Here is a 26,036-nt window from a genome sequence, read left to right as displayed (position 1 = left end):
TCCCAGCGCGGGCGGATCGTCCCGATCCGTGCCAAGATCCTTGCCCCCGGTCGGCTAACGGGCCTATAATCTGCGCATCTATTTTAACAGGCGTCCATCCGGAATTCAGGGATGAAAACACACTGACGAGGCGTGCATGGAAGACACACGGAACGATTCGGAAGAAATCAATGACCAAACGGCAAACGATGACATGGAGGATTTCGCCGCGCTGCTGGAGCAGAGCCTGCTCGGCGCCCGGGAACTGAAGCCCGGCCAGAAAATCGAGGCAACGGTGTTGCAGGTTGGCTCCCAGTGGGTGTTTCTCGATGTCGGCCAAAAAGGCGAAGGGGTGCTGGATATCCGCGAACTCCAGGATGCAGAAGGCAAGGCGGCGGTTGCGGTTGGCGACAGATTGCCGGTTTATTTTCTGTCCGGAGCCGGCGGTGAATTGCGCTTTACCACCCGGCTCGGCCAGGGTGCCGCCGGCGCGGCCCAGATCGAGGAGGCCTGGCGCAGCGGCATTCCGGTGGAAGGCCGCCTGGAAAAGGAGGTCAAAGGTGGGTTCGAGGTGCGCCTGGCCGGCGGCATGCGGGCTTTCTGTCCCTTTTCCCAACTGGGGATGCGCCGGGATGCGGATGCCGAGATACCGGTTGGCCAGAGCCTTTCCTTCAAGGTGATGCAGTTCGGTGAACAGGGGCGCAATGTCGTCGTATCCCACCGGGCCCTGATGGAAGAGGAGCGGGCGCGCCAGCGCGAGAGTCTGCGGGAAACCCTCAAGGAGGGGATGGTGGTCCAGGGTACGGTCACGGCCCTGCGGGAGTTCGGCGCTTTTGTCGATATCGGCGGGCTGGAAGGCTTGCTGCCGATTTCCGAAATCAGTTACGGGCGGGTCGAGAATATCGGTGAAGCGCTGCATGTCGGGCAGCAGTTGCAGCTGGCGATAAAAAAGCTCGACTGGGAGGCGGGGCGCTTTTCCTTCAGTCTCCGCGATACCCAGGCCGATCCCTGGAGCAAGGTCGGCACGCTTTACGCCGAGGGCTCTGTACATACCGGCACCGTGGTGCGGCTTGTTCCTTTTGGCGCGTTCGTGGCTCTTGAGGAAGGCATCGACGGCTTGATCCACATCTCCAGACTCGGGGCGGGGCGCCGCATCAGCCATCCCCGCGAAGTGCTGGAGGTCGGACAGCAGCTGCTGGTGACCGTCGAGCAGATAGACCGCGAACAGCGTCGCATCGCCCTGGCGCCCGCCGCGGCCGGCGCCGAAAGCGCCGCGCCGAAGAGCTACGTCGAAAAGCCCGGCGGCGGTTCCATGGGCACCTTCGGGGAGTTGCTCAAGGGTAAATTCGAGAAGAAGGGAAAGAAGCGATAGGTACGCGGACCGCCGGACGGGAAAAACAGGCACAAAAGGTGAGCGGCCCCCGGAAGGATTCTTCCGGGGGCCGCTCGATTTTCAGACAATTTCCACCAGCTCGATATCGAAGGTCAGCTCTTCGCCCGCCAGGGGATGGTTGGCGTCGAAAGTGACGGTCGTGTCGGTAAGGTCGACGACGGTGACCGCCACGCTTTCGTCGTCCTCGTCGGTCAGCTCCAGTTCCATGCCGACTTCGGGCTGCATGTCGTCGGGCAGCTGGCTGCGCTCGATGGTAAAGACGCACTCGTCATCGTAGTCGCCGAAAGCATCCTCCGGGCTGACCACGATCTTTTTCTTCTCGCCCGGCGCCATACCGACCAGAGCCTCCTCCACGGGAACGAAAAACTCTTCGTTGCCGATCACCAGTTCGTAAGGGGCATTTTCGTCGCCGCAGTCTCCGCACTGGCACGAGCTGTCGCCGGTCGTGGTGTCGAAGACGCTGCCGTCGTCGAGCCGGCCGGTAAAGTGAATTTTAACGCGATCGCCTTGTTTTGCCTGGGCCATGATTTTATCCTTCCCGTTAAGGGGTAGCAGTTTAAAGAAACGGTACCTGGACCGGCGGCCGATGGGCCATGGGGCTGTGAGCCGGCGGCGAAGGCCGTCGGAAAAAGGGGTGATACAACTATTGACGGTATCCCGTCAAGAAAAAAGTTATGGTTTTTCGCCGATGTAGGCAAAGCGCGGCAGGCTTTGCCCGTCTGTTTCGACCGTTTCGCAAAAGTTCGCCAGGGGGCGTATCCAGACGCCCATGTCGCCGTAAAGGGCCCGGTAGACCACGAACCATTCTTCGGTTTCGCTGTGCCGCGCAGTGTCCAGCACTTCGTAGAGGTTGCCCTTGAAGTGGCGGTAGATGCCTTTCGGGAGCATTTTTATCCCCAGGTGACTGTTGGTTTGTAACGAGACAGGGCGGATTTGCGAGGTTCTGCGCCCCAAGCCTATTCCTTCAGACGGATGCCGTTGTCGAGCAGCTCGATGCGCCCGGTCTTGTAGAGGCCGCCGACGGCTTTTTTGAAGGCTTTTTTGCTCATGCCGAGCTGCTTCCGGATAAGCTCCGGGGGGCTGTTGTCATGCAGGGGCAAAAAGCCGCTTTTGCCCAGGGCCTCCAGCAGGATCCCCACCGCGCGGTCGGTGCCGGCCTTGCCGGCGCGGTGCAGGGTGACGTCGACCTTGCCGTCGGTGCGGAGGCTTTTGACAAAGCCTTTGAGCCGGTCGCCGGGCTTCATTTCCGGCTGCACTTCGCTGCGGTAGAGCAGTGCGCTGTAGCGGTGCTCGACAATGACCTTGGCGCCGAGGTCGGTAAACTGCCAGATCAGCATGCTGACCGGCTGGCCTTCCTCCAGTTCGATGTTGTCCCGTTCCAGCCAGCGGTCGATGCGGCCGCTGGCGAAGCAGCGGCCCTGGTCGTCAAGGCAGACCCGCACCATGTAATACTGGCCCTGTTTCATGCGTTTGGGCTGCTCGCTGAAAGGCACCAGCAGCTCCTTCTCCATGCCCCACTCCAGAAAAGTGCCGCTCTGGTCGGCGGTGTTGACCCGTAGCAGGGCGAATTCGCCGACCTGGGCCAGTGGCTGGCGCAGGGTCGCCATCGGTGCGCCGGCGTGCAGGTAGACGAATACCTCCACGGGGGTGCCGGGGCGCGCGTTTTCAGGCACCTGGCGCGACGGCAGCAGGATCGGCTCCTCGCCGGTCCGCAGCCAGGCGCCGCGCTGGTCGATGTAGTCGATGGTCAGGGTCTGGACCCGGCCGATTTCCAACATAGCTGATCTCCTGTGATATTTTCCTGCTCCGGAAAACATCTAAAACCGAATATTTTTCAAGCATGCGCAAAATTGCGTCTGAAAGCAAGCCCGGGCAAAACAGCAAGGGGCCGCAGTCGCGGCCCCCTGGCATCTGGCAGCAGTGACATGCCGGATCAGTCCAGCAGCTCGGCAATCTTCGCGGCCATGCCGGTGTAGCTTGCCGGGGTCATGTCCAGCAGGCGCTGCTTGTCGTCGGCCGCCAGCTCCAGACCTTCGACAAAGGCGCGGATGGTATCGCGGTCGATGGCGTGGCCGCGGGTCAGCTCCTTGAGCTTTTCGTAGGGTTTCTCGATGCCGGCCTTGCGCATCACCGTCTGGATCGGTTCGGCCAGCACCTCCCAGGCGTGGTCCAGGTCCGCAGCCAGCTTGTGCTCGTTGAGCTTGAGTTTGCCCAGACCCTTGAGGGTCGAGCGGTAGGCGATCATGCTGTAGCCGAAGCCCACGCCCATGTTGCGCAGTACCGTCGAGTCGGTCAAATCGCGCTGCAGGCGTGACACCGGCAGTTTGGCCGACAGGTGGCTGAAGATGGCGTTGGCCAGCCCGCAGTTGCCTTCCGAGTTTTCGAAATCGATGGGGTTGACCTTGTGCGGCATGGTCGAGGAACCGACTTCGCCGGCTATGGTTTTCTGGCCGAAATAGGCCATGGAGATGTAGGTCCAGATGTCGCGGTTCAGATCGATGAGGATGGTGTTCCAGCGCGCCAGGGCGTCGAACAGTTCGGCCATGTAGTCGTGCGGCTCGATCTGGGTGGTGAACATGTTCTGGGTCAGGCCCAGCTCGCCTTCGATGACCCGCTGCGCCAGCGCCGGCCAGTCGACCTGCGGATAGGCCGACAGGTGCGCGTTGAAGTTGCCTACCGCGCCGTTGAGCTTGCCGAGAATCTCCACCTGCGCAATGTTGCCGCTCTGCTTGCGCAGCCGCGCGGCGAATACCGCCAGCTCCTTGCCAATGGTGGTGGGCGAAGCGGTCTGCCCGTGGGTGCGGGCCAGCATCGGCAACGCCTTGTACTGATCGGCCAGCTTCTTGAGGAACGCGATGATCTCACCCTGCAAAGGGGTGAGCGCGGCCAGGCCGTCCTTGAGCATCAGCGCATGGGAGAGGTTGTTGATGTCCTCCGAGGTGCAGGCGAAGTGCAGAAACTCAGATATCTCCTCCAGCGAAGTGCCGGCGATCTTTTCCTTCAGGTAGTACTCCACCGCCTTCACGTCGTGGTTGGTCACCGCCTCGATCTTCTTGATCCGTTGCGCTTCCTCCGGCGTGAAATCCTTCACGATGGCGCGCAGGGTTTGTTCCTCTTCGGGCGTTACCGTGCGGCACTCGGGGATCCCCGGTTCGGCGCACAGCGCCAGCAGCCACAGCACCTCCACCTTCACCCGGTTGCGCAGCAGCGCGTATTCGGAAAAACAGTCCGTCAGCACGGAAACCTTCGATGCATAACGCCCGTCCAGCGGGCTGATAGCCGTAATCATGGCAATCTCCTTGATTTTGAATAATCCTGCACTATAAACGCAGCGGCCCGATACTGCAAGGTTCTTTGGGCGTTTCAGGGACTTTGTCGTGAATCTCCAGCAATCTTGGATTTTACGGATTAAATAATATTGACAGAAAGAGTTGGTAGCGCTACAAAAAAGTGCCGTTTAATTTTTTCAATCAACATCTTCTTCCATGAAGTTCGCCATCCGGCCGAAATGGGCGAACCGGAGATCAATGCGTTTCTTGCGCATCTGGCAGTAAAGCACAACGTAGGCGCTTCCACCCAGAACCAGGCATTGTCGGCCTTGCTGTTTTTATATCGTTACGTCATCGATCGCGAAGTCGGCGGTCTCGGAGCGGTTATCCGGGCGCGAAAACCCAGGAGACTTCCCGTGGTCTTGACCCGTGACGAAGTCAGGACGATTCTCGGTGGCCTGGGAGGCTGTCGGACTATCCATGCGCCGGCTGCAAATTCGGCTGTTTGGCTCATATTTCAGCTCCTTTTCGGCCCATAGCTACGGCTATGAACCTTTAAACGAGCTCAGTGTCCATCCGGAAACTCCGGATGGCTACAGCGTAGTTTTCATATGGGAAACGAGCAATTTTTCGTTGTGGCAAGGAAATCAAGGGGTTGTGCGGAGGCGTACATCGGTACGCCGCACAAGCAAGCCTGCGGATTGACGCCGCCACGGCGGAAAAGGGCCGTTTCCGGATGAAAACGAGCTAAAATCTGATCTCAAACATCCAAATTTTTGCTTCGACCGGGATAATCCGACAGGCTGCTTGGCAGCCAGTTGTTTTATCCGGGTCCGTATAAAACACCAAAACAAATCATGCAAGATTCGTAAGTATTATAAAAATAAGGGACAAATAAGGAAAATTTGAACGGTCGGCCGGTTTTTTATAAGGGCAAATATTTTTATTTTTTCGTTTTATAAGGATCCTTCCATTTATTGTTGGGGATCATAGGAATAAAATTGAAAGGTTGAGGATGATGTGGGAACTACCAACCGGTGCATTTCTCGGAACAATCATAGGGGCCTCTCTCAGGTGGGTTGACAAATGGTTCAGTGCCCACACCACTGAACGAAGTAAGATTTATTCAGAAAAATTTGAAGTCTACAAAGCCCTCAATGCCTTAGCAGTTGACACATTGCTAACGGTCCTTGCCTCCGAAGATGAGAACTTAATGGTTGATCAGTATGGGAAAGCAAGGTCTGAGTGCTTTGACTATTTCCAAAAGAATCTGTTTTTTATTTCTAGCGACACAATAAATTCAATTTATGAGCTTCTTGATATTTCCATTGAAGATGCCTTCGCTGATAAAGAAAAATACCAATTTAAGTTCTTTGACATGATAAAGTCTTTCCGAGAAGACTTGGCTGTTTCCGAGCTTCACGATACTTCAAAACTTATTGCAAAAACGCCTTACCTTCTCAAGAAGTCTATATAGTTTAAAGAAAACGATGTCCACTTTTTTGCACCGACGGACAATATTTCGCTTAAAGAAACGGTGACATTCTTTAATAACTTCGTCGCTATACATTGCAGTCCCCAACAAGCCACTACACCGGATGGGTGAAACAGTGGTGGTTCTCGTTAAAGTTTTTAGTTCGCCAGTGGCACAGCGCCACCGGTGAGCTTTACGTTAGCACGTTCTTGATGGGGAGCCTAAGTATGCGAATCTTGTGTGTAATGATCACTGTCTTTACCGTGCTGCTGTCAGGAAATGTGACAGCTGGTGAACTTTCATACACCTGCAAAGTTGCCCACCTGTACGCCCTTTCGGCCAATGGGGCGTTAGAATCCTCCGGGTTTGAAAAACAAATGAAGGGAGGCTCTTTCTCCGTGTCCCGAGTCACAGGTGAGATTATTGGTGAGGTTGTCCCAACCGCTCTTGCCCAGTCCACCCGTGTGGTAAATGAGGGTTCCTCAGAGAACTCCTTTAAAGCAGTTGCTGATTTTGGTGGGCAATACCAGGTTCTGGAGGTTCAAGAGTATCAGTCCGGAGCAATCAAGCCATTTATTGCCTTGTCGATGGGCGGCGCAGGGATTGTCACCGGCACATGCCAGTAGGCAGTCTTTGCTAACCATGGCATTGAGCAGGACGCGCAAAAAGCCGCGCGCCTCTCATGTCAAACGTCATCTTAAGGAATGGCATCTTGGAAATTCCGAGTTGTCCTGATTGCTGCCGGGTGGCAGGGGCTCGCAATTATTTAAATTTAAGGAGGTTCGCAATGAAAAGGTTGGCAGTGTTTTTTTTATTCGTCATTTTAGTAATCTCTGGATGCTCGAAACCGGGAGAAGACTTTGTTGGCGAATGGGTTGACACAAAATATAAAAATATCGTTATGACCATTGAGGTGAATGGAGATAATTTTATTATTCGTAGAGCAGCCCCTAGTTTTAGAGATGGAAAAATTGAAACGAAAAATATTCCAGCAACTTTCGAGAATGGAACATTGAAGGTGAATAGTGGTTTCAGGAATGTTGATTTAACAATAGATGAAAAAACAGGTCTGTTGACGGATGGTGAAAGAGAGTACAAAAAAAGATAAAAAAATTATTAAATGATCGCAGTCTTCAGACTTCCCTCTTATGATTTTCATTGTGGTGGCGATTTTTATAGTTTTTATCCAGAGGGAGGATGCAAAACCATAAGATAACCTGTCAGTCTGTATGAGTTGATTGAAGTAAGCTCATTTTCTTTTCAACGTCTGTCTCGCGGGTCGCACAGCTGATGTTTTCGTTAGCGCTTTATCGCACATGGCGGCTGTCTTCCACATCTTCTGCGAGCCAAGCCTTGATAAGCGACTGATAAGGCATATCACGTTTGTTCGCTTCGATTTTGATGCGATCAAGCAGAGCTTCCGGTAAGCGGAGCGATATAGTTTTGGTTGAGGGCTTCAGGTTTGGAAAAGAAGCGGGGCGGGCCTGGCTCCAATCCACGTATTCGGTGGAATCATGGCTTTCCCAGAATTCTCTTTCCTCTGCTTCAGTTTTAAACACGGGCATCTTTTTTAATTTGCTCATAAATTGCTCTCTCCTTACGGTGCATATCGCGAGCGGAAATCACTCGGACGAGGGTACCGCTACCTCGCAAAGTGAAGGTGATATGCAACATACGTGCATCGTCGGTTTTGCCAAGGGCATGATAACGAGGCTCTCTCTGGCTGTGCTTGCTGTCTTCCAGAATCAGCAGCGGTTCATTGAAGAAAATTTGCTCAGCTTCGGACTGGTAAACATCATGTTTTTCCGCGTTTTTACGCGGATTGCCTTCGTCCCAGTCAAAGCCTGTTATCTGCGCCCAGTTGATCATCTTTGTATATTATCAGAATATACATTGTTGTCAACTAGCACTAACCACGGCATTGAGCAGGACGCGCAAAAACCGCGCGCTCTCATGCCAAACGTTATGGATGGCACTCTCGGGGGTCGGACCAAGTGAACCCACTGAAATGTAAGAATTTTTTGCGAAAATAACCCCTCAAAAATTGCCTGTAGTCCGACTTTTGGGGGCAAAATCAGGGTTATCGTTTTTCGGCTGAATTTCCCCTTGCCTGGCACAGGGAGGCACCCATGGCAAGAGCCAATCGGCATCGCATTCCTGGCTGCATCTGGCACATTACCCACCGCTTCCACAAAAAAGAATTTTTACTGAAATTCGCTCATGACCGGCATCGTTTTGTTGGCTGGTTGCGCGAAGCTCGCCCCCGGTTTTCCATGCAAATCTTGAACTATACGGTTACCTCCAATCATGTCCATCTGCTTGTGAAAGACAATGACGAGGCCAAATCCATAGCTCCAGCCATTCAATTGGTAGCGGGTCGCGTCGGTCAGGAATATAACCAGCGAAAGCACCGCAAAGGGGCTTTCTGGGAAGATCGCTACCATGCGACTGCCATAGAATCCGGCGAACAACTGCGCCGCTGCCTTGTCTATATCGATTTGAACATGGTACGGGCAGGGGCTGTGCATCATCCGGCAGAATGGGCCTTTGGCGGGTATCACGAGATCCAGGGGAACCGTCGCCGCAACACCCTGCTTGCTCTGGACGCTCTTGCGGAGGCTACCGAGACCGATGGACCGGATGGGTTGGCAAAAGCTCACCGGGATTGGGTGGAGGAGATATTGGCCTCGGACAAAGGCAGCCGTGAAGAGATTTGGACAAAGAGTGTCGCGGTCGGCAGCGAGCCGTTCGTTCGAAAGATCCAGGAAAAACTTGGAGCGCGGGGGATAGGCAGAAGTGTGGTGGCAAGTGAAGATGCCTATATGCACCGGGAAGCGACGGAGACCTATGGGGCCGATTTGGACCCCAAAAATCGAGTTATAGCACCAAATAATTGCTGCTTTTGAAGTGAGTTCTATTAAATATTAAACAGTTAGTTCGGTCCGACCCCCGGGGCAAGCCCGTAAGTATGGTGTTCCCTGAACCCCGTCAGTATGGTGTCCTCTGAATCCCGTCTAATTTTTTATGATGGTTCGGAAACCCTGCCACTTGGAGACCCTTAGGTCTTGAGTATTTCTCCCCCATGTGTTAACGAGAGACTGGAATGGGGGCTCACAGAGCATGTTCCCTTCGCAAGTTCTGGAGCTGGACAAACCTTTATTATGAGGCTTTAGCGAGATGGAAAATGACATGAATTCATGCCTTTTTATCGGGGATCCAAATCTCGGCGACGTTGGCTCCCATGTTGTGCGATCCTGTTTTCCGGGGGCGGAGATCGCCATATGGGCTTACGGCGACCCTGCTGGAAAGGAGCGTCTTCGGCGCATGATAAGGTCACGACACTGGCCGTTGACGTTTTCTTTTTACAGTGATTTCGTTCTTCAAAAAGAGGATCTGGCCTGTATGGATCTTCCGTTAAATATTCACCCGGCACTGCCGGAAATTCCCGGTCTTGGCTATGATATCGTTCCCATCAGCCAGGGACATTCCCACTATGGAGCCACTCTCCATTGGATGGACACCAAATTAGATAGTGGAGAAATTTTTGATATCGCGGAATACCCGTTGCCGGCCCAATGCGACCGCATGACGTTACGAAAAATGAATCAGGCCGCGGCAATTGCTATGTTAAGGCTCTGGATTCCCCGTCTGGCCGCATGCCCGGATATGGAAAGTCGGGTCACAATGTTACGAAAAGCGGGTCGCGTGGACCGTGAATGGAGCAATGCATGCATCACTCGGAAACAACTTCAAGCGATGTTGCTGCCAGGGTATCCGGCTGTGCACGATATGGAACCTTCGGTGCAGGGCGCCGCTGCTGAAAAAATGTGAGGGACTGAAATTACCATGCAAATTATAGTCAGTATAAATAGAAGAAAACCCTTCAGAAACAGGGAATCGTCCAGTCGGATGGAAGCGGTTGGTTTATCGCGTGGATCTTGGCGACCGGGCTTTTGACACATTTTTTGCCGGACCTGAGCTGGATACGGGCACTCTCGGGGGTCGGGCACTCTCGGGGGTCGGACCAAGTGAACCCACTGAAATGTAAAAATTTTTTGCGAAAATAACCCCTTAAAATTGCCTATAGCCCGATTTTTGGGGGCAAAATCAGGGTTATCGTTTTTCGGCTGAATTTCCCCTTGCCTGGCACAGGGAGGCACCCATGGCAAGAGCCAATCGGCATCGCATTCCAGGCTGCATCTGGCACATTACCCACCGCTGCCACAAAAAAGAATTTTTACTGAAATTCGCTCATGACCGGCATCGTTTTGTTGGCTGGTTGCGCGAAGCTCGCACCCGGTTTTCCATGCAAATCTTGAACTATACGGTTACCTCCAATCATGTCCATCTGCTTGTCAAAGACAATGACGAGGCCAAATCCATAGCTCCAGCCATTCAATTGGTAGCGGGTCGCGTCGGTCAGGAATATAACCAGCGAAAGCACCGCAAAGGGGCTTTCTGGGAAGATCGCTACCATGCGACTGCCATAGAATCCGGCGAACATCTGCGCCGCTGCCTTGTCTATATCGATTTGAACATGGTACGGGCAGGAGCTGTGTATCATCCGGCAGAATGGGCCTTTGGCGGGTATCACGAGATCCAGGGGAACCGTCGCCGCAACACCCTGCTTGCTTTGGACGCTCTTGCGGAGGCTACCGAGACCGATGGACCGGATGCGTTGGCAAAAGCTCACCGGGATTGGGTGGAGGAGATATTGCCTCGGACAAAGGCAGCCGTGAAGAGATTTGGACAAAGAGTGTCGCGGTCGGCAGCGAGCCGTTCGTTCGAAAGATCCAGGAAAAACTTGGAGCGCGGGGGATAGGCAGAAGTTTGGTGGCAAGTGAAGATGCCTATATGCTCCGGGAAGCGACGGAGACCTATGGGGCCGATTTGGACCCCAAAAATCGAGTTATAGCACCAAATAATTGCTACTTTTGGAGTGATTTCTATTAAATATTAAACAGTTAGTTCGGTCCGACCCCCGGGGCAAGCCCTCCGGGGCAACCCCCCCGGGGCAACCACGCTCTGCTCGCCGCAGTTTAGACAAGGATTGTTAACCGATATGAAAATCGCCGTGGTTATGATGACGCACCGCTTCGATCAGTCTGTCTTGAGAGAATTCGGGCGTCTGCGTTCCGGAATCGGTGATGACGACGAGGCCTTTTTGCTGAGCGACGGTTCATCATTAGCTCCGGAATCGGTCCGACCCTGGATCTGCGAATTCAAGTTCTCTGAAATCGCTTCAAGAGCTCGGTGGATCATCGGAAACGACGTGCTGCGCAATGGCCATCTTGCCTGGCTTGATTTTTATGACCGATATCCTGGCTTCGATTATTATTGGCTAGTCGAATACGATGTGGTTTTTTCGGGCGCATGGAAAGATTTTTTTGATGCCTTTCGAAATCGTGACGAAGATTTGTTGTGCAGCCATCTGAGAACCTATTCGGACGAACCGGATTGGTATTGGTGGTACGCGATCGAACCTTCTGTGGGCATGACGCTTGGTAACAGCGATCTGGTTCGCGGTTTTTTACCGGTCACACGGCTTTCCAGGCCGGGCTTCGAATGTCTGAAAAATGCGGTAAGCTCCGGCTGGTGCGGATTTCACGAAAATCTGATTCCAACCCTTTTTTCGGTTTCAGGGTTGAGTCTTCTTGATATTGGCGGCGACGGTCCTTATACCAGTCCCGAATTGACCGAGCGTTTTTATGGTGGCAGTTCGGACCATAATGGGTCCATGCGCTGGGACCCACCGATTCTTTTACCGGGATTTCGCAAAAATTTTCTCTATCATCCCGTCAAGCCGTTGCCCGAAGTATTCATGCCGGATTTCGACAGTCAGGGGTATCTTGCTGTTTTGTTTACCCATTTGCTGCGAAGCATTCGTCCTGTTTTATCTCACGTCACGAAGTATCATCACTGTAAGATTCTTTCGGTATCGCTGGCACTGGAAATCGCCTCTGGCCATCATCTGTATGAGGTGAAGGCCATCGGGCGGGACGCCTATCGTTCGGGGCAGATAGCATGGAGATGTAGATTTTACCTGATGGTAGCCCATTACGCGTATGCCGTTGGGATTTTCAGTGCGCGCTTCATTTCTTGCACCCGGAAAGCCGTCAGACGGCTGGTTAAATCATTCGGAGGTTTCAATTGAATCCTTTGCTCATCGTGGGCGCTGGACTAGCAGGCGCGGTTCTGGCGCGCCAATTGGCCGAAGCCGGTCTGCCGGTACAGGTGATAGACGCCGAGCCCAGAATCGGCGGTAACTGTTGTACCGAAAGGGATCCGCAAACCGGCATCATGCTGCACCTTCGCGGTCCCCATGTCTTCCATACGTCACATGAGGAAGTCTGGCGCTTTATAAATCGATTTGGGGAATGGGTACCTTATGTCAGCAGGATCAAGGCCATCACCGAACGAGGCGTGTATGGCCTCCCAATCAATCTGCACACGATCAATCAGTTTTTCGGCACGGCTCTGACTCCCGGAGAAGCGCGGGAGTTTCTCAAGGAAAAGACTGTCCGGGGAAAGAACGAGCCGTCCAATTTCGAAGAGCATGCCAAAGCCTCTATCGGTCCGGAACTATATAAAACGTTTTTTAGAGGATACACCGTCAAACAGTGGGGTTGTGATCCCCGGGAGTTGCCAGCCTCGATTCTGAAGAGGTTGCCGGTCCGGTTCGATTATAATGACAACTATTTCGACAGTACCTACCAGGCCATTCCCCGTGACGGCTATTCAGCGGTTATCGAGGCCATATTGACCCACCCGCTCATTTCAGTCAGCCTTGAAACGCCCTGGGAAAGGGCAATGCGGCCGTTCTTCGAGCATGTTTTTTTCTCGGGGGCCATTGACCGTTTTTATGAGTATGCGGAAGGGCGTCTTGGCTACCGCACGGTTTCCTGGTCTTTCGCTACGTTGGTTGGAGATGCGCAGGGAACGGCTGTCATCAATTTTCCAGGCTTGGAAGTGCCCTGGACCAGAATGGTAGAGCACAAACATTTTACGCCCTGGGAAAGGTTCGATAATACTGTCATCTCGAAGGAATTCAGCCGTGAATCGGCAGACGAGGATCTTCCCTGCTATCCAAAACGTCTCGAGGCTGATCTTGCGGTTATGCGGCGTTACGTTTCACGGGCAACGTCTGACGTTGGAGTTTCCTTCATCGGCCGCCTTGGAACCTATCGCTATCTGGATATGGATATCGTGATTGCGGAATCGCTCGACTTTGCCGCAAGATGGCTTGCCGCCCACGCTGAAAGTCGTCGGTTGCCGGTTTTTTCCGCCGAACTGTAATTCAGGCGGGAACTGCCAATACCCCATCGCCGGCCAGATCCGCCCGCAACGGCGTTCCTGTTCAATGTGCGTACCGGCATTTCGAGACTATCCCTGGCGTCGGCAAAATTCTGGGGTTGGGCCGGAATTCCGGTCCCCGGGACTCCGGAAGGCTTTGAAGCCGCGCGAGTCTGGAAGGCCGAAAAAGAAGAAAGAGCAGTGCCCTAATTCTACTCGTTTCGTTTTTGTTTTTAAAGAGCGGGCTTATAAAAGGATGACTTGTCATCCTATCACCTCGCGGTAAGGAGAAGCGATGTGCGGACTGGCAGGATTCTGGAATCGGAATGGAGCAGCGGCGGATTCATCAATTATTGAAAAAATGTTGCGCGCCCTGATCCATAGGGGGCCGGACGATGGAGGGAGCTGGACGGATGGGGAGATTTGCCTGGGGGTGCGTCGTCTGAGTATTCTTGATCCGAGCGATCGAGGACACCAGCCGTTTGTCGGGTCGCCCGGGGTCCTGGTTTATAATGGGGAGATTTATAACTTTATCGAATTGCGCCGGGAGCTCGAGGCGCTGGGATATACGTTTCGCGGTACCTCGGATACGGAGGTTGTCTTTCAGGCGTTGTGCGAATGGGGGGTTGAACGCGCGGTGCCTCGATTTAACGGGATGTTTGCACTGGCCTATTATGATCTCCGCGCGAAGGCCTTGTGGCTGGCCCGGGACCGTGCGGGCATTAAGCCGCTGTATTGGGCCGTATCCGGTTCGGTATTAACCTTTGCCTCTGAGGTGAAAGCTCTATTGGCTCACCCCGCGATTCCCTGCCGCCCGGATATGCATGCCCTGACGACGCAGGGCATGTTCGGGCGTTTGGCGGGGAGTTGGACCCCTTTTGAATCCGTTTCGCTGGTAACTCCCGGCAGCCTGATGAAATTTTCGGCGGCGGGCGAGGAGGTTCTGCCGTATTTCGATTTGCTGAGTGCGGTGGACCCCGGAAGGATTACCGGACAGTCCCGTCGCAATCTGGAGTCGATCGCAGATGAATTTGAGTCTCTTTTGCTGGAGAGTGTTCGCTCTCAGTTGGTCAGTGATGCACCGCTGGCGATCATGTGCAGCGGCGGACTGGACTCCTCTTTGGTCACCGCAATGGCCGCGCGGGAGTACCCTGAACGGGTTGCGTATGTGGCAGACATGGAGGGCGACCCCGCCGGAGAGGCCGACCGAGCGGAGATCGTTTGCCGGCATACTGGGGTTGAATTGCGACGGGTGCCGTATTCCCGGGGAGACCTTTTCCGGGACTGGCCATTTTGTGTTCAGTATAATGAACATCCCAACTTTTTCAGTTGTAACCTTCCGGCCCGGGCGATTGCGCACGCAGCACATCGTGACGGGTTTAAAGTGTTGCTCGGAGGAGATGGGGCGGATGAGCTGTTTGGCGGCTACAAATGGCAAGCAAAAATGTATCGCCGCGGTCAGCAGATGGCCCGAAATCAAGCGATAATGCGCTGGGTGCCCGGTTTGAGCCGTTTGAGCCACAATCTGGCGCGGTTTTCCCGCGCCGAGGATCTGGATCGCCTGATCGCCAGGGCGTCCGGAAGCCGGTTCTTCTTGATGCAGGGTGATTTTTCCGGTGCGGGCGCGTGGGCGCTTGATGGGATGCAACGTGCAGTTCGTTGCCGGGAGTTTTTTGATAAACTAAGCCCGCTGAACCGGTTGCAGGATCGTGCATTTCTGGCTCAAAGCTTTGAGGATTTTCATTCGCACCTGGGAACCAGTTTGCTCAGTAGCGATAAAATGATGATGTCGCATTCGATCGAGCTGAGGGTTCCGTTTTTGGATAACCGACTGATCGATTTTGGGCTGAATGCACCGATGCACGCCAAATTCAGCCGAGGGATCAATAAGCGGCTGGCTCGGTATGCGGCCCGGAATTGGCTACCCCCGGAGATTGCGGGCGGCACGAAGGTCGGCTTCGGAGTGCCGGTTAATTTATGGAAGGGGTCGGAACAACTACTCCGTGGCGGAGCCGTGGCGGATTTATTCAAGTGGCCCCAAGGATCGGAAGAGAAGGTCCGTGAGATGATTTCTTCCAACCCTGCGACCGTGTTTCAAATGGTTTCGCTCGAGCTGTGGATTCGGATTTTTTGCCGGAATGAATCGCCGGAACAGTGTGCGAACGAATTAATGAAATGCAAGGGATAAGATCTCTGTTGCCGTCCCTCTTTCAGGCCGGGCCACATTAGGCACTCTCGGGGGTCGGACCAAGTGAACCCACTGAAATGTAAGAATTTTTTACGAAAATAACCCCCCCCAAAAAATCGAGTATAGCACCAAATAATTGCCACTTTTGGAGTGATTTCTATTAAATATTAAACACTTAGTTCGGTCCGACCCCCAGGGCAACCCCTGGGCAACCGACCCCGGGGCAATCTTCCGGGGCAATCCCACTAAAAATACAGATTGACGCTTAGAGATTAAAAAGTTAAAAAGAATGCTCATGAAATGATTTCAACAGGGGGGGGAGCATGGTCGCTGCATTATCGGAGTGCCTTGCCGGTTTCGTTTCAAGTGGTGAGTCCGGCATCCTATGCAAGGAATCTTCGGATGCGGACTTGTATCGCTCTTTGAGCGACTCCCGGCCAAAGGCCCCCGCCCGCGATCAAAGCTCCCCGAAACTGCTGGACCGGCTAAAAGAAGCCCTCCGCGCCCGCCATTACAGCCCTCGAACGGAAAGCACCTACCATCAGTGGGTAAAACGGTACATTTTTTTTCACAACGTCCGCCACCCGGCGGAAATGGCCGAGCCGGAGATCAATGCCTTTCTCACCCACCTGGCTGTCAAGCACAAGGTTAGTGCGTCAACCCAGAACCAGGCACTATCCGCACTTCTTTTCCTCTATCGGCATGTCATCGGCCGCGAGATCGGCGATTTGGGTGATGTAATCCGTGCCCGAAAACCCAAGAGGGTTCCCGTTGTCATGACTCGAGAGGAAGTCAAGTTGGTGCTGGACAATTTGTCCGATGATAAGTGGCTCGCCGCCTCACTCATGTACGGCACCGGCCTGCGCCTGATGGAATGTATGCGACTTCGGGTGCAGGACATTGATTTTTCGAAAAATCAAATTCTGGTTCGCCACGGCAAGGGGGCAAAGGACAGGGTTACCATGTTACCTGATTCCCTCAAGATTCCTCTTCAATCGCATCTTGAGAGAGTGAAGGCGATTCATGATCGTGATCTAAGTGACAGCTGGGGCGGGGTCGAAATGCCTGTCGCCCTGGGCAGGAAGTATCCCAATGCCTCCAAGGAATGGCGGTGGCAGTGGGTCTTCCCGCAGGCCAACCGGTGGCAAAATCCCAAAACAGGTGAACAGGGACGGCATCACATGGATGAATCACTTGTACAGAAAGCTGTCCGCGAGGCGGTTATAAAAGCATCCCTGGTCAAACGTGCGACATGCCATACCTTTCGTCATTCCTTCGCCACTCATTTGCTGGAAAGCGGATATGACATTCGCACTGTCCAGGAGTTATTAGGTCATGAGGATGTCAAAACCACCATGATCTATACCCATGTCCTTAATCGCGGCCCGGCAGGAGTTCAGAGCCCTTTTGATGATCTTTGATTTAGCAGTCAGTTGTTTTATCCGGGTCCGTATAAACCACCAAAATAAATCATGCAAGATTCGTAAGTATTATAAAAATAAGGAAAATTGTAACGGTCGGCCGGTTTTTTATAAGGGCAAATATTTTTATTTTGTCGTTTTATAAGGATCCTTCCATTTATTGTTGAGCAAGAGCGAGTCATGCGAGATATCAACTATAATGATCGCCTTTTCCGATCCGTAGAAAATTCGGACACCGGTGAGGTGGACCAAAGTACGATTTTCCACTATCACCAAAAAGAAGATGTGGTCTGGGCGTCTTATGAAGGTGGGTCGATTCGATTCGGAACATTGATTGCCAAAGTACAGCCTGACGGTTGCCTCGACATGAGATACAGCCATATAAACCAACATGGCCAGATCATGACGGGCAATTGTTGGTCCCAACCTGAGGTATTGGCCGACGGTCGATTACGATTGGTTGAAAATTGGCAATGGACTTGTGGTGATTACACCAAGGGCCATTCCACGATTGAGGAGGTGCTGCGATAACCGTGCTCAACCATCAAGTCGACCGGACTGGTGAAGCAGGGGAGGTTCTCGTAGAGGTCTCTACGAAATTGAACCCGCACGACGCAGCCGGTCACCAAGCCGTTGGGCTAAGGGTTTGGTTGACAAAGTGTAGCCAGGGGGATACAGTGGGGAAATGATGGAGATTCGCAAAACGGACGTTTATGCCAAATGGCTCGACGGGCTGCGCGATATTCGGGCGCGTGCATGTGTTCTGGCGAGAGTTGAACGGTTGGCTGCTGGGAATGCGGGGGACGTAGAGCCCGTAGGTGAAGGTGTCTCTGAGTTGCGAATCAATTATGGCCCCGGTTATCGAGTGTATTACAAACAGCAAGGACGTGAGTTGGTGATCCTGTTGGCTGGCGGTGACAAAGGCCGCCAGTCAAAAGACATCAAAACCGCTCTGCGCCTTGCCCGTAACCTGTAGGATATCCCATGAAAAAGACAGGTACCTCCCGCTACGATGTTGCTGAGCATCTCCGTACCCCTGAAGAAATGGCTGCATATTTGGAAGCCTGCTTAGAGGAAGCAAACGGTGACGCCGCGTTCATAGCCAAAGCTCTTGGTGACATTGCCCGTGCAAAAGGTATGTCGCAAGTAGCACGCGATGCAGGCGTGTCTCGTGAGAGTCTTTACAAGGCGCTTTCCGGAGAGCGAACTCCCGGGTTCGACACAATCCTAAAAGTTATGGCAGCGCTGGGTTTGAAGTTGCATGCGGAAGCTGTGCATATCCCAAATCAGGCCCAACAAGACGCTCCAACCGACGCTCGTACCTCGCGCGGTTGAACTCTGGCGTTAAGGGTGGCGCGATGATCAGTAGTGGTATCTTGCCTGGGCGATGAAAATTGCATCGTCATCGACTTTATAGACAATGCGGTGCTCGTCGGTAATGCGACGTGACCAATAGCCAGATAAACCGTGTTTGAGAGGTTCGGGTTTACCGATCCCTTCGTATGGAGAGCGTTGAATATCCCGAATTAGCGAGTTGAGGCGTTTGAGGAGTTTTTTGTCGGTTCGCAGCCAATATTGGTAATCGTCCCAGGCATTTTCGGAAAATACCAGCTTCATTCGCTCAACTCCCGCTCTACTCCTCCGCCGGATTCAAGTTCAGCAATTGATTCCAGGAGTCGCCGGGCGTTTTTAGGACTTCGCAGCAGATAAGCCGTTTCTTCAAGGGCCTGGTAGTCTTCAAGGGATATCATCACAACCGAGTTTTCATTGCGACGGGTGATAATGATAGGGGAGTGGTCCTCACAGACTTTTTCCATGGCCTTGGCCAAGTTGCTGCGAGCTTTGGTATAAGAAATTGCTTCCATGCTGTCACCTCCATTTCTGTACATGTGCGTTTTACTGTACCACAAGAGGTAGCCCTTAACAAGTCGCTTCACTCGGACGGGTGAGACAGTGGCGGTTTCCGTTTAGGTTTCTACCAGGCCGGACCGTCCCGTCGCCGCCGGTGACCTTTACGTTAAGGGTGGCGCGATGATCAGTAGTGGTATCTTGCCTGGGCGATGAAAATTGCATCGTCATCGACTTTATAGACAATGCGGTGCTCGTCGGTAATGCGACGTGACCAATAGCCAGATAAACCGTGTTTGAGAGGTTCGGGTTTACCGATCCCTTCGTATGGAGAGCGTTGAATATCCCGAATTAGCGAGTTGAGGCGTTTGAGGAGTTTTTTGTCGGTTCGCAGCCAATATTGGTAATCGTCCCAGGCATTTTCGGAAAATACCAGCTTCATTCGCTCAACTCCCGCTCTACTCCTCCGCCGGATTCAAGTTCAGCAATTGATTCCAGGAGTCGCCGGGCGTTTTTAGGACTTCGCAGCAGATAAGCCGTTTCTTCAAGGGCCTGGTAGTCTTCAAGGGATATCATCACAACCGAGTTTTCATTGCGACGGGTGATAATGATAGGGGAGTGGTCCTCACAGACTTTTTCCATGGCCTTGGCCAAGTTGCTGCGAGCTTTGGTATAAGAAATTGCTTCCATGCTGTCACCTCCATTTCTGTACATGTGCGTTTTACTGTACCACAAGAGGTAGCCCTTAACAAGTCGCTTCACTCGGACGGGTGAGACAGTGGCGGTTTCCGTTTAGGTTTCTACCAGGCCGGACCGTCCCGTCGCCGCCGGTGACCTTTACGTTAGCCTGTCCGAGAAGGAGAGCTGAATTGCCATCCGCCATTGATATCCCTGCACAGATCGAACAACAGATGGAGTACCTGTTTAGAACCCGTGCGGTCTTCCCTTATATGAATGAATCCGCAGTTGACCACGGCTCATTCTCAACAGCCCCTTATTATCAGCAAGAAGGAATTAATATAGAATTCCGATTTGCTAAGCTGGTCACACTCGACCAGGTGCATGCCATCAACGCGATCGGTCACTGGATAAACCAAAACTTCGTTATTCGGCTGTGTGCACTACTTGAGTATCATGGGGTCATACCCACTCAGGACCAAGGGAGGCTTAACGAGAATCTGCCCGGATTCCAGGACGTCAACATTGTTCGAAGGCTGAGGAATGTACTCGCGCATACGTCGGGTCGCTACAATAGCACCGACGATGTGGAGCGGAGGCTACACGAGACCATGGTGACGCACTACGGGGTCGAAGGTGTCAATTCTGCTGCAGCGACTGAGTTCCCACTTTCCATAGACACTGTCTTGGTCCCTATGGCGCGTGGTTGTAAGGAGTACGCTCAAGCGTGGGAGAGTGGGCAGTCCGGCTAACAATGCGTTTGCACACGGAGAGGCTATATCCTGCGGTTAATAAATGCTGTACCTGCTCACTTGCTGTTCCATTAAACAAAAATCCTACTGATTAACCGCCGTCCGGTGAAACGCGGCGTTAGCCCTTAAAAGAAATTGATATGAGAAAAAGAGGGACAATTACATCGTGGAACAAAGATAAAGAATTCGGCTTTATTTCACCTGCCTCTGGTGAAAAGCAAATTTTTGTCCACATTAAAGACTTCAGCAATCGACATCGCCAACCCGAGATTGGTCAAAAAGTCAATTACAGTGAATCCTCAGACAAACGAGGTCGTCCATGTGCCATAAACGCAACTCGCGCAGAGGATAAGCCTGTTAAACACGAAAACAAAAGTACGGCAAAATTTCCTATTGTATTAGCAATACTGTTTTTAGGTTCTGTAGCAGCTACGGTGCTGAGTGGGAAGTTTCCAATACATATCCTTATTATTTACACATCGTTAAGCATCCTTACGTATATTGCATACGCATTAGACAAATCCGCCGCCCAAAAAGGTAAATGGAGAACTCAGGAAAGCACTTTGCACCTGTTTTCAATTGCTGGCGGTTGGCCTGGCGCATTAGTGGCTCAACAAAATTTACGTCATAAGACAAAAAAAGAATCATTCAGGTCTGTATTTTGGGTAACCGTGGTTTTGAATTTATTTGGCTTCATCTGGCTATTCAGCTCTAACGGTTCAAGGTTACTGAATTCTCTATTGCAAAACATTCCATTGGGCTAACAAACTAATCAACCGGACGGAAAATACGTCTGTGTTAAATTGAAAAGCAAAATCTAAAATTGCGGTGGTTGGCAAGCAGTTCGTCGCCGCCGGTTATCATGAACCGTTAAGCATGGAGGGAAGTGTATGAACTCAGAGCCTGTTCAAGAACAAGGGCCGGTGATGGTGCCAAAGGGTAATTCGAAAAAAATATGGCTTATCATTGTCGGCGTCTTATTGATCTTGGCATATGCGGGGTTATTTATTCCTGCCTTCGCAGGCCAACCAATCAATCCAAGTGCCGGTCCGGGCATTCTGGTATGGAATGCCTGGTTTTTCTTTCTGCTTTGGAAGCATTTTGGGCGTCGGGGCTGGGTTGGTTCATTGCTTGGAGCCCTGATAGGCGTTTTTGCTTTCTTTTTAGCTGGTGTCCATCCGGAAACCCCGGTTTTTGTCAGGCGTGGCCACTCTGGCGGCAAGACAAATGCCAGATCCGCAGGGTTTCGAAATTGTTGAGTCTCATAGCACCCCCGATTTATCCCAAAAGTGCGGCATAAGGACGCACGATTCCTGTCGGGGGCGAGTTTTACAGCCTTTTTTGTCGCGTTAGCCCTGGGCCAGTTCGATGCGTGCCAGAACCAGCAGGTTGTACGAGACGACATTGCTCCAGACATAGCGCCTGAATCCGCGCCATCCGCTCCAGGTACAGCGGGTCAGGCCAAAGCGCCGTTTCAGGGCGGAAATATTGGCCTCGATCCCGGCGCGAAAGTGCTTCAGGCGCTTGTAGACCCAATTGCTCTTGGCCATGTCGAGCACCCCAAGGCCGCGCCGCTTGGAGAAGACGGCATCCTTGACCTGATGCTCTTTGGCAAACGACAGATTGTCCTTGGAGGCAAAGCCCCCATCGGCGCTGGCCTGGCGCGGCATGGTGCCGAAACGTTGCTGATGGCGCTCCAGCATGTCGATGTATTGATCGCTGTCGGCGGGATTGCCGCGGGCGATCACGCAGTCCAGAATCAGATTGGAGGCGCCACCGGTAAAAAAGACCTTGTGACCGTACTCGGTGTCGCGGCGCGACTTGACGATGATGTCGCTGTGGCTCTCGAAAAAGGAGATGATTTTCTCCGAGGCCGGAACCTTTTCGTCGCGAAAAACACGCCGCTTGGTCTGGTCGATGACCTTTTCGAGAATGCGCAGGGCGCGCTCCAGCTGCTGTGCCAGAAGGTGCGCGGTGCAGCCGTCTTGGAAGCTGTCGCCCTGGTAGGCGCCCAGAACGGGGATCGCCTCCCGGGCATAGCCGCAGACCTTGCGGGCTACCTCCACCAGGTCGCGGTAAGCGGCCACGCGGGTTTCCTGCTTGCGGGCATTGAGGATGGTTAGGGCGCGCTTTTTGGCTACCCGGCGATGATCGGAAAATGGGTAATCCGGACGAGGCCTGAGCTGATGGCCCTCGACCATCCAACGGGTCATGATCCGAATACCGTCCCACAGCAGCGAGGAGTCGGTGGGATGATGGATGTTGGTCTCAATGGCGGTGGAGTCGATGCGCACCTTCTTGCCCGTCTCGATTCTCGTCCCGGCGGCGTAGCCGAGGATCAGGTGGTGCAAGGCCTCCCAGGTTGACTCCGTCAAGCTCTTGATACTGTCCTGGAGGATCGACTTGCGGGGATAAACGCCCATCTCAAGGCGAGCAAAAGAGCGGAAGGCGACGGAATCTTCCAGGTAGAAGGCCAGTTCCTCATAGGTCAGCTCGCGATACTGTTTGAGAACGGCGCAGCGCAGCACCTGGTCAGCCGTCAGCCCGCAGCGCCCGGTATCCTCGCGCCGACCCTGAAGCAGATCGCGGTGAACAGCATCGAGGATATCCGGCGTGTGATCCAGAATCTGCGAAATGCAGCGCAGCTCTTTGGCGATGGCGCTGGTATGCATGAGCTCGAAGATGGACATTTGTCGATTGATTTTTCGCCTCACAAGCCCTCCTGACCGTATTGAAGTTGAATAAATTCAACAGGTAGAGGGTTATATTGTCATGCCACGCTCAAGAATTCAAGTACAAAAACGTGTATTTTGTTCGTAATTACAACAGCTTATGACTTTCCGGATAGACACTAGCTGGGGTTGTCAGCGCATTTTACCAGCATCTCTAAAAAGCGCTTCTGCCCAAGAAAAAGCTTCTAGAGTGTAATTGGCTTTAGGGTTAAAAACGTCAATAATACAATATGTTAGCATTGTTTTTCAATTTTGACTTGAAATACTAAAAAACTTAAGTATACTTTCGCATAACCAAGAAATACGAGACCCTGAGGGAGGACAATATGCGAAAGATAACTATCGAAATCGATGAAGAAATTTTCAACTTTCTTCAAAAGCAGGCAACCCCTTTCGTTGATTCCCCGAATGATGTTTTACGAAGAATACTTCTAAGCAATGGCAAGAACACGAATAATGACGTGTCTGCGGCTTTCACCAGAAAATCAGGGGTTTCTCTTCCCGTTTTGCCAGGCGGGGTGCCAAAGGCATTAGAACATACGTTACAAGTTGCCTACCTTGTAAGGTTTGCAAAAATGTCCCGATCAAATGCTACTAATTATTTAGCCAATCTCCACAGAGTCGCTCCCCAGACAATAATAGATAAATACTGCCGTCAATTAGATTTAACCGCGTATGAATTTGATCAACTTCTTCAAAGTGAAGACTTAAAGTCATTGAAAGAGTTGCTTCATAAAAAGCACCCTAGATTTTACAAAACAATAAATGAATATTTGACCTATAATGGTGGAAGCTTAACCACAAAATGAAGGCGGACGATTGTAACATTGGCGCTTCTCGAAAATGGCTCTACTAGGCCGTATCATCACGTCGTCGCCGCTTATTTTAACGTTAAGGGGGGGGCACGAGGATCAGTAGTGGTATTTTGCCAGAGCGATGAAAATAGCATCGTTACCGACTTTATAGACAATGCGGTGCTCATCGGTAATGCGGCGTGACCAATAGCCAGATAGGCCGTGTTTGAGAGGTTCGGGTTTGCATGGCTCTTCGTATGGGGAACGTTGAATATCCCGAATTAGAGAGTTGAGGCGTTTTCGGAAAATGCCAGCTTCATTCGCTCAATTCCCGCGCTACCCCTCCGCCGGATTCAGGTTCGGCAATCGATTCCAGGAGGCGCCGGGCGTTTTTAGGGCTCCGCAGCAGATAAGCTGTTTCTTCAAGGGCCTGATAGTCTTCAAGGGATATCATCACAACCGAGTTTTCATTGCGGCGGGTGATAATGATAGGGGAGTGGTCCTCACAGACTTTTTCCATGGTCTTCGCCAAGTTGCTGCGAACTTTGGTATAGGAAATAGCGTCCATAATGTCACCTCCGTTTCTGTACAGGTACGCGCTACTGTACATGAGGGGCGTCCTTAACAAATCGCCGTACTCGGACGGGTGAGACAGGGGTGGTTCCTGTCTTGATTTCTACCAGGCCGTACCGTCTCGTCGCCGCCGGGTATGCAAATAAATAAAGAGATATGTAATGGAAATAGAAGCCACAATCAATTTTCTAAAGGAAATCGAGAAATTTAAGACCTGTGAAAGAGTATGCCAGACAACCAGTGACGGTAGGGCTGAAAGTGATGCAGAACATTCCTGGCACTTGGCCATTTTCCTGATTCTTCTTGAAAACGAACTTGGTAATATCGATATCGCCAAACTTTTAAAGATGGCATTAATTCACGATTTGCCAGAAATTTATGCAGGTGACACCAACCCGTATCGGGGTGATAAAAATAACAAGGAAGAGAAAGAAAAAAAAGCAGCTGAAAAATTATTCTCAATGTTGCCTGAAGCAGCAGCAAAAGACCTCTCATCTTTATTTGATGAGTACATAAGCCAAGACTCGATTGAGTCCAAAATTGTCAAGTCAGCTGATAAATTAATGCCTCTCATTCAGAATCTATGCACCAACGAGCGTCATTCTTCATACCGGAAGTTGAATGTTGAATACCGTGAAGTGTTGGCGTACATGAACAAGTATTTCTCCGGTGGGATGCTGGAAAAGTTCTATCAAAAACTGCTATCGGAAGCTCATGATAATGGTGTTTTTTTCGAGCCTGCTCCAAAGGCCTAAAAATGCTTATTTTGTAGGGGATCGCAAAAAGCCGCGAGCGCTGAAAAGCAGCGGCGGAGAAAAAAGGTTACACCATGGCAAGAATAGGTGCTAAGAGTCGAGATACCATTGAACCATCGGTACTTGATCGTCTGAATCTTGGAACAGAGGAATCAGCATCGCTTTCAGAGGCGCTCGCGGTCGATTTTGGAATCTTGCTTGGCCATGTTGTCCCGAGTGTTACACCTGAAGAACAACAGCGTGTGACCAATGCTGCCGGATTGGGCTTCAAAAAACGGATGAATCTGGCCGCAACGGTACTCGTTGAGCATTTAGGTAATAACGCAGCCGAACTTCTGCAACAGCACCCCTCGGATACAGCCAGAGGTTGGGCCGCCTTTGTTATCGGGAATAGTGATTACCTGTCTCTGGGAGAAAAGTTATCAGCTGTACGATCGCTTGCCGATGACCGACATTTTGGCGTAAGGGAATGGGCTTGGTTGGCCCTTCGTCCCGCAATAGCCGCGGACCTAACGCAGGCGTTAGTTTGGTTGTTGCCATGGGCCATGTCAGAGTCCGAGAATATTCGTAGATTTGCGATAGAGGCCACAAGGCCGAGAGGCGTTTGGTCAAAGCACATCCAAAAGTTAAAGGAATCACCTGCCATGGGGCAGGTTTTGTTGAATGAGGTTATGGAGGATTCATCAAGGTATGTTCAAGATTCTTGTGGCAACTGGCTTAATGACGCAGCCAAATCAAATCCCCAATGGGTAGTTGATTTCTGCGCCCAGTGGCAAGAAAAGAGTTCTTCTGTTGCAACGAGCTATATCATTAAACGGGGGCTGAGGAATGTCGCCTGATGCTTGTCGGGCCCGCGGCCGTCAAGAGTAATAATCATCATTGCATTT

At 52.1% G+C, this 26,036-nt stretch carries 32 protein-coding genes and 2 pseudogenes; 21 read left to right on the top strand and 13 right to left on the bottom strand.

All coding sequences use genetic code 11. The annotated features are described in order from the left end of the window. The first annotated feature begins 136 nt into the window (after positions 1–136). Positions 137–1,351, top strand: coding sequence for a 30S ribosomal protein S1 (gene rpsA / locus A6070_RS13225; RefSeq protein WP_072286213.1), 1,215 nt, complete (start codon positions 137–139; stop codon positions 1,349–1,351). Positions 1,352–1,432: 81 nt separating this feature from the next. Here rpsA and A6070_RS13220 read toward each other — a convergent pair whose 3' ends face one another. From A6070_RS13220 to purB, 4 genes are all read right to left on the bottom strand, one after another. Then, entirely contained in the window at positions 1,433–1,897 is a 465-nt protein-coding gene (locus A6070_RS13220) for an FKBP-type peptidyl-prolyl cis-trans isomerase (RefSeq protein WP_072286212.1), read from the bottom strand. 147 nt (positions 1,898–2,044) lie between these two features. Then, positions 2,045–2,260: a DUF1653 domain-containing protein gene (locus A6070_RS13215; RefSeq protein WP_072286211.1), complete on the bottom strand. Its 216-nt coding sequence runs from the start codon at positions 2,258–2,260 to the stop codon at positions 2,045–2,047. Positions 2,261–2,328: 68 nt separating this feature from the next. Beyond that, positions 2,329–3,150, bottom strand: a complete 822-nt coding sequence (locus A6070_RS13210) for a CvfB family protein (RefSeq protein ID WP_072286210.1) — start codon at positions 3,148–3,150, stop codon at positions 2,329–2,331. Between the two features lie 155 nt (positions 3,151–3,305). Beyond that, entirely contained in the window at positions 3,306–4,661 is a 1,356-nt protein-coding gene (gene purB, locus A6070_RS13205; protein ID WP_072286209.1) for an adenylosuccinate lyase, read from the bottom strand. A 129-nt stretch (positions 4,662–4,790) separates the two neighbouring features. On the opposite strand from purB, the gene A6070_RS13200 reads away from it, so the two are divergent. From A6070_RS13200 to A6070_RS13185, 4 genes are all read left to right on the top strand, one after another. Beyond that, positions 4,791–5,180, top strand: coding sequence for a phage integrase N-terminal SAM-like domain-containing protein (locus A6070_RS13200; protein ID WP_072286208.1), 390 nt, complete (start codon positions 4,791–4,793; stop codon positions 5,178–5,180). Positions 5,181–5,656: 476 nt separating this feature from the next. Further along, on the top strand, positions 5,657–6,118 hold the full coding sequence (locus A6070_RS13195) for a hypothetical protein (protein ID WP_145926367.1): 462 nt from the start codon (positions 5,657–5,659) through the stop codon (positions 6,116–6,118). A 224-nt stretch (positions 6,119–6,342) separates the two neighbouring features. After that, on the top strand, positions 6,343–6,741 hold the full coding sequence (locus A6070_RS13190; RefSeq protein ID WP_072286206.1) for a hypothetical protein: 399 nt from the start codon (positions 6,343–6,345) through the stop codon (positions 6,739–6,741). Between the two features lie 161 nt (positions 6,742–6,902). Beyond that, a complete protein-coding gene (locus tag A6070_RS13185; protein ID WP_072286205.1) occupies positions 6,903–7,223 on the top strand; it encodes a hypothetical protein in 321 nt (106 codons plus the stop codon). A 199-nt stretch (positions 7,224–7,422) separates the two neighbouring features. On the opposite strand, the gene A6070_RS13180 is transcribed toward A6070_RS13185, so the two are convergent. Beyond that, complete coding sequence (locus A6070_RS13180; protein ID WP_072286204.1) at positions 7,423–7,698, bottom strand: BrnA antitoxin family protein; 276 nt, start codon at positions 7,696–7,698, stop codon at positions 7,423–7,425. Continuing rightward, positions 7,667–7,984: a BrnT family toxin gene (locus tag A6070_RS13175; RefSeq protein ID WP_072286203.1), complete on the bottom strand. Its 318-nt coding sequence runs from the start codon at positions 7,982–7,984 to the stop codon at positions 7,667–7,669. The genes A6070_RS13180 and A6070_RS13175 overlap by 32 nt, the downstream gene beginning before the upstream one ends. 260 nt (positions 7,985–8,244) lie before the next feature. On the opposite strand from A6070_RS13175, the gene A6070_RS13170 reads away from it, so the two are divergent. The 10 genes and pseudogenes from A6070_RS13170 to A6070_RS13125 all read left to right on the top strand — a co-directional run bounded on the left by A6070_RS13170 (position 8,245) and on the right by A6070_RS13125 (position 18,352). Beyond that, positions 8,245–9,021, top strand: a complete 777-nt coding sequence (locus tag A6070_RS13170; RefSeq protein WP_072286202.1) for a transposase — start codon at positions 8,245–8,247, stop codon at positions 9,019–9,021. Between the two features lie 271 nt (positions 9,022–9,292). Continuing rightward, positions 9,293–9,946 carry a formyl transferase gene (locus tag A6070_RS13165; RefSeq protein ID WP_145926366.1) on the top strand — a complete coding sequence of 218 codons (654 nt, stop codon included), beginning with the start codon at positions 9,293–9,295 and terminating at the stop codon, positions 9,944–9,946. Positions 9,947–10,277: 331 nt separating this feature from the next. Beyond that, a pseudogene (locus A6070_RS13160) lies at positions 10,278–11,068 on the top strand (transposase). A 109-nt stretch (positions 11,069–11,177) separates the two neighbouring features. Beyond that, positions 11,178–12,269, top strand: a complete 1,092-nt coding sequence (locus A6070_RS13155) for a hypothetical protein (protein ID WP_072286200.1) — start codon at positions 11,178–11,180, stop codon at positions 12,267–12,269. Further along, positions 12,266–13,411 (top strand): UDP-galactopyranose/dTDP-fucopyranose mutase family protein, encoded by a 1,146-nt coding sequence (locus A6070_RS13150; protein ID WP_072286199.1) that lies wholly within the window; start codon positions 12,266–12,268, stop codon positions 13,409–13,411. Before A6070_RS13155 ends, A6070_RS13150 begins: the two co-directional genes overlap by 4 nt. Before the next feature lie 292 nt (positions 13,412–13,703). Then, a complete protein-coding gene (gene asnB, locus A6070_RS13145) occupies positions 13,704–15,596 on the top strand; it encodes an asparagine synthase (glutamine-hydrolyzing) (RefSeq protein WP_072286198.1) in 1,893 nt (630 codons plus the stop codon). A gap of 323 nt (positions 15,597–15,919) precedes the next feature. Further along, entirely contained in the window at positions 15,920–17,017 is a 1,098-nt protein-coding gene (locus A6070_RS13140; protein ID WP_083558496.1) for an integron integrase, read from the top strand. A gap of 180 nt (positions 17,018–17,197) precedes the next feature. Further along, a complete protein-coding gene (locus A6070_RS13135) occupies positions 17,198–17,548 on the top strand; it encodes a n-acetylglutamate synthase (protein WP_072286196.1) in 351 nt (116 codons plus the stop codon). Positions 17,549–17,702: 154 nt separating this feature from the next. Next, positions 17,703–17,993 (top strand): type II toxin-antitoxin system RelE/ParE family toxin, encoded by a 291-nt coding sequence (locus A6070_RS13130; protein ID WP_072286195.1) that lies wholly within the window; start codon positions 17,703–17,705, stop codon positions 17,991–17,993. 8 nt (positions 17,994–18,001) lie between these two features. Further along, on the top strand, positions 18,002–18,352 hold the full coding sequence (locus A6070_RS13125; protein ID WP_072286194.1) for an addiction module antidote protein: 351 nt from the start codon (positions 18,002–18,004) through the stop codon (positions 18,350–18,352). 27 nt (positions 18,353–18,379) lie between these two features. On the opposite strand, the gene A6070_RS13120 is transcribed toward A6070_RS13125, so the two are convergent. The 4 genes from A6070_RS13120 to A6070_RS13105 form a co-directional block, all read right to left on the bottom strand. Continuing rightward, positions 18,380–18,634, bottom strand: coding sequence for a Txe/YoeB family addiction module toxin (locus tag A6070_RS13120; protein ID WP_072286193.1), 255 nt, complete (start codon positions 18,632–18,634; stop codon positions 18,380–18,382). After that, positions 18,631–18,882, bottom strand: coding sequence for a type II toxin-antitoxin system Phd/YefM family antitoxin (locus A6070_RS13115; RefSeq protein WP_072286192.1), 252 nt, complete (start codon positions 18,880–18,882; stop codon positions 18,631–18,633). Before A6070_RS13115 ends, A6070_RS13120 begins: the two co-directional genes overlap by 4 nt. A gap of 170 nt (positions 18,883–19,052) precedes the next feature. Next, positions 19,053–19,307 (bottom strand): Txe/YoeB family addiction module toxin, encoded by a 255-nt coding sequence (locus tag A6070_RS13110; protein WP_072286193.1) that lies wholly within the window; start codon positions 19,305–19,307, stop codon positions 19,053–19,055. Further along, positions 19,304–19,555: a type II toxin-antitoxin system Phd/YefM family antitoxin gene (locus tag A6070_RS13105; RefSeq protein ID WP_072286192.1), complete on the bottom strand. Its 252-nt coding sequence runs from the start codon at positions 19,553–19,555 to the stop codon at positions 19,304–19,306. The genes A6070_RS13110 and A6070_RS13105 overlap by 4 nt, the downstream gene beginning before the upstream one ends. Before the next feature lie 179 nt (positions 19,556–19,734). Between A6070_RS13105 and A6070_RS13100 the strand changes: the two genes are divergently transcribed. The 3 genes from A6070_RS13100 to A6070_RS13090 all read left to right on the top strand — a co-directional run bounded on the left by A6070_RS13100 (position 19,735) and on the right by A6070_RS13090 (position 21,554). Then, the gene (locus A6070_RS13100) at positions 19,735–20,295 is read left to right on the top strand and encodes a hypothetical protein (RefSeq protein WP_072286191.1); all 561 of its coding nucleotides are present in this window, start codon (positions 19,735–19,737) and stop codon (positions 20,293–20,295) included. 140 nt (positions 20,296–20,435) lie between these two features. Then, positions 20,436–21,059, top strand: a complete 624-nt coding sequence (locus tag A6070_RS13095) for a DUF1294 domain-containing protein (RefSeq protein WP_072286190.1) — start codon at positions 20,436–20,438, stop codon at positions 21,057–21,059. 126 nt (positions 21,060–21,185) lie between these two features. Further along, positions 21,186–21,554 carry a hypothetical protein gene (locus A6070_RS13090; RefSeq protein ID WP_072286189.1) on the top strand — a complete coding sequence of 123 codons (369 nt, stop codon included), beginning with the start codon at positions 21,186–21,188 and terminating at the stop codon, positions 21,552–21,554. 90 nt (positions 21,555–21,644) lie between these two features. Here A6070_RS13090 and A6070_RS13085 read toward each other — a convergent pair whose 3' ends face one another. Next, positions 21,645–23,009 carry an ISNCY family transposase gene (locus A6070_RS13085; RefSeq protein WP_072286188.1) on the bottom strand — a complete coding sequence of 455 codons (1,365 nt, stop codon included), beginning with the start codon at positions 23,007–23,009 and terminating at the stop codon, positions 21,645–21,647. A 344-nt stretch (positions 23,010–23,353) separates the two neighbouring features. Between A6070_RS13085 and A6070_RS13080 the strand changes: the two genes are divergently transcribed. Then, positions 23,354–23,836, top strand: a complete 483-nt coding sequence (locus A6070_RS13080) for a hypothetical protein (RefSeq protein WP_072286187.1) — start codon at positions 23,354–23,356, stop codon at positions 23,834–23,836. Positions 23,837–23,938: 102 nt separating this feature from the next. Here A6070_RS13080 and A6070_RS16770 read toward each other — a convergent pair. Continuing rightward, positions 23,939–24,121 (bottom strand): annotated as a pseudogene (locus A6070_RS16770) (Txe/YoeB family addiction module toxin); the annotation flags it as partial. Positions 24,122–24,137: 16 nt separating this feature from the next. Further along, positions 24,138–24,389, bottom strand: coding sequence for a type II toxin-antitoxin system Phd/YefM family antitoxin (locus A6070_RS13070; RefSeq protein ID WP_072286186.1), 252 nt, complete (start codon positions 24,387–24,389; stop codon positions 24,138–24,140). 166 nt (positions 24,390–24,555) lie between these two features. Between A6070_RS13070 and A6070_RS13065 the strand changes: the two genes are divergently transcribed. Both A6070_RS13065 and A6070_RS13060 read left to right on the top strand, forming a co-directional pair. Beyond that, positions 24,556–25,149 (top strand): HD domain-containing protein, encoded by a 594-nt coding sequence (locus A6070_RS13065; RefSeq protein WP_072286185.1) that lies wholly within the window; start codon positions 24,556–24,558, stop codon positions 25,147–25,149. Positions 25,150–25,223: 74 nt separating this feature from the next. Further along, positions 25,224–25,988 carry a DNA alkylation repair protein gene (locus A6070_RS13060; protein ID WP_072286184.1) on the top strand — a complete coding sequence of 255 codons (765 nt, stop codon included), beginning with the start codon at positions 25,224–25,226 and terminating at the stop codon, positions 25,986–25,988. Positions 25,989–26,036: the final 48 nt, after the last annotated feature.

Source organism: Syntrophotalea acetylenica (genome assembly GCF_001888165.1).
Lineage (GTDB): Bacteria > Desulfobacterota > Desulfuromonadia > Desulfuromonadales > Syntrophotaleaceae > Syntrophotalea > Syntrophotalea acetylenica.
Note: the sequence above shows the minus strand (reverse complement) of the source record. Positions and strands in the feature narration are given on the sequence as shown.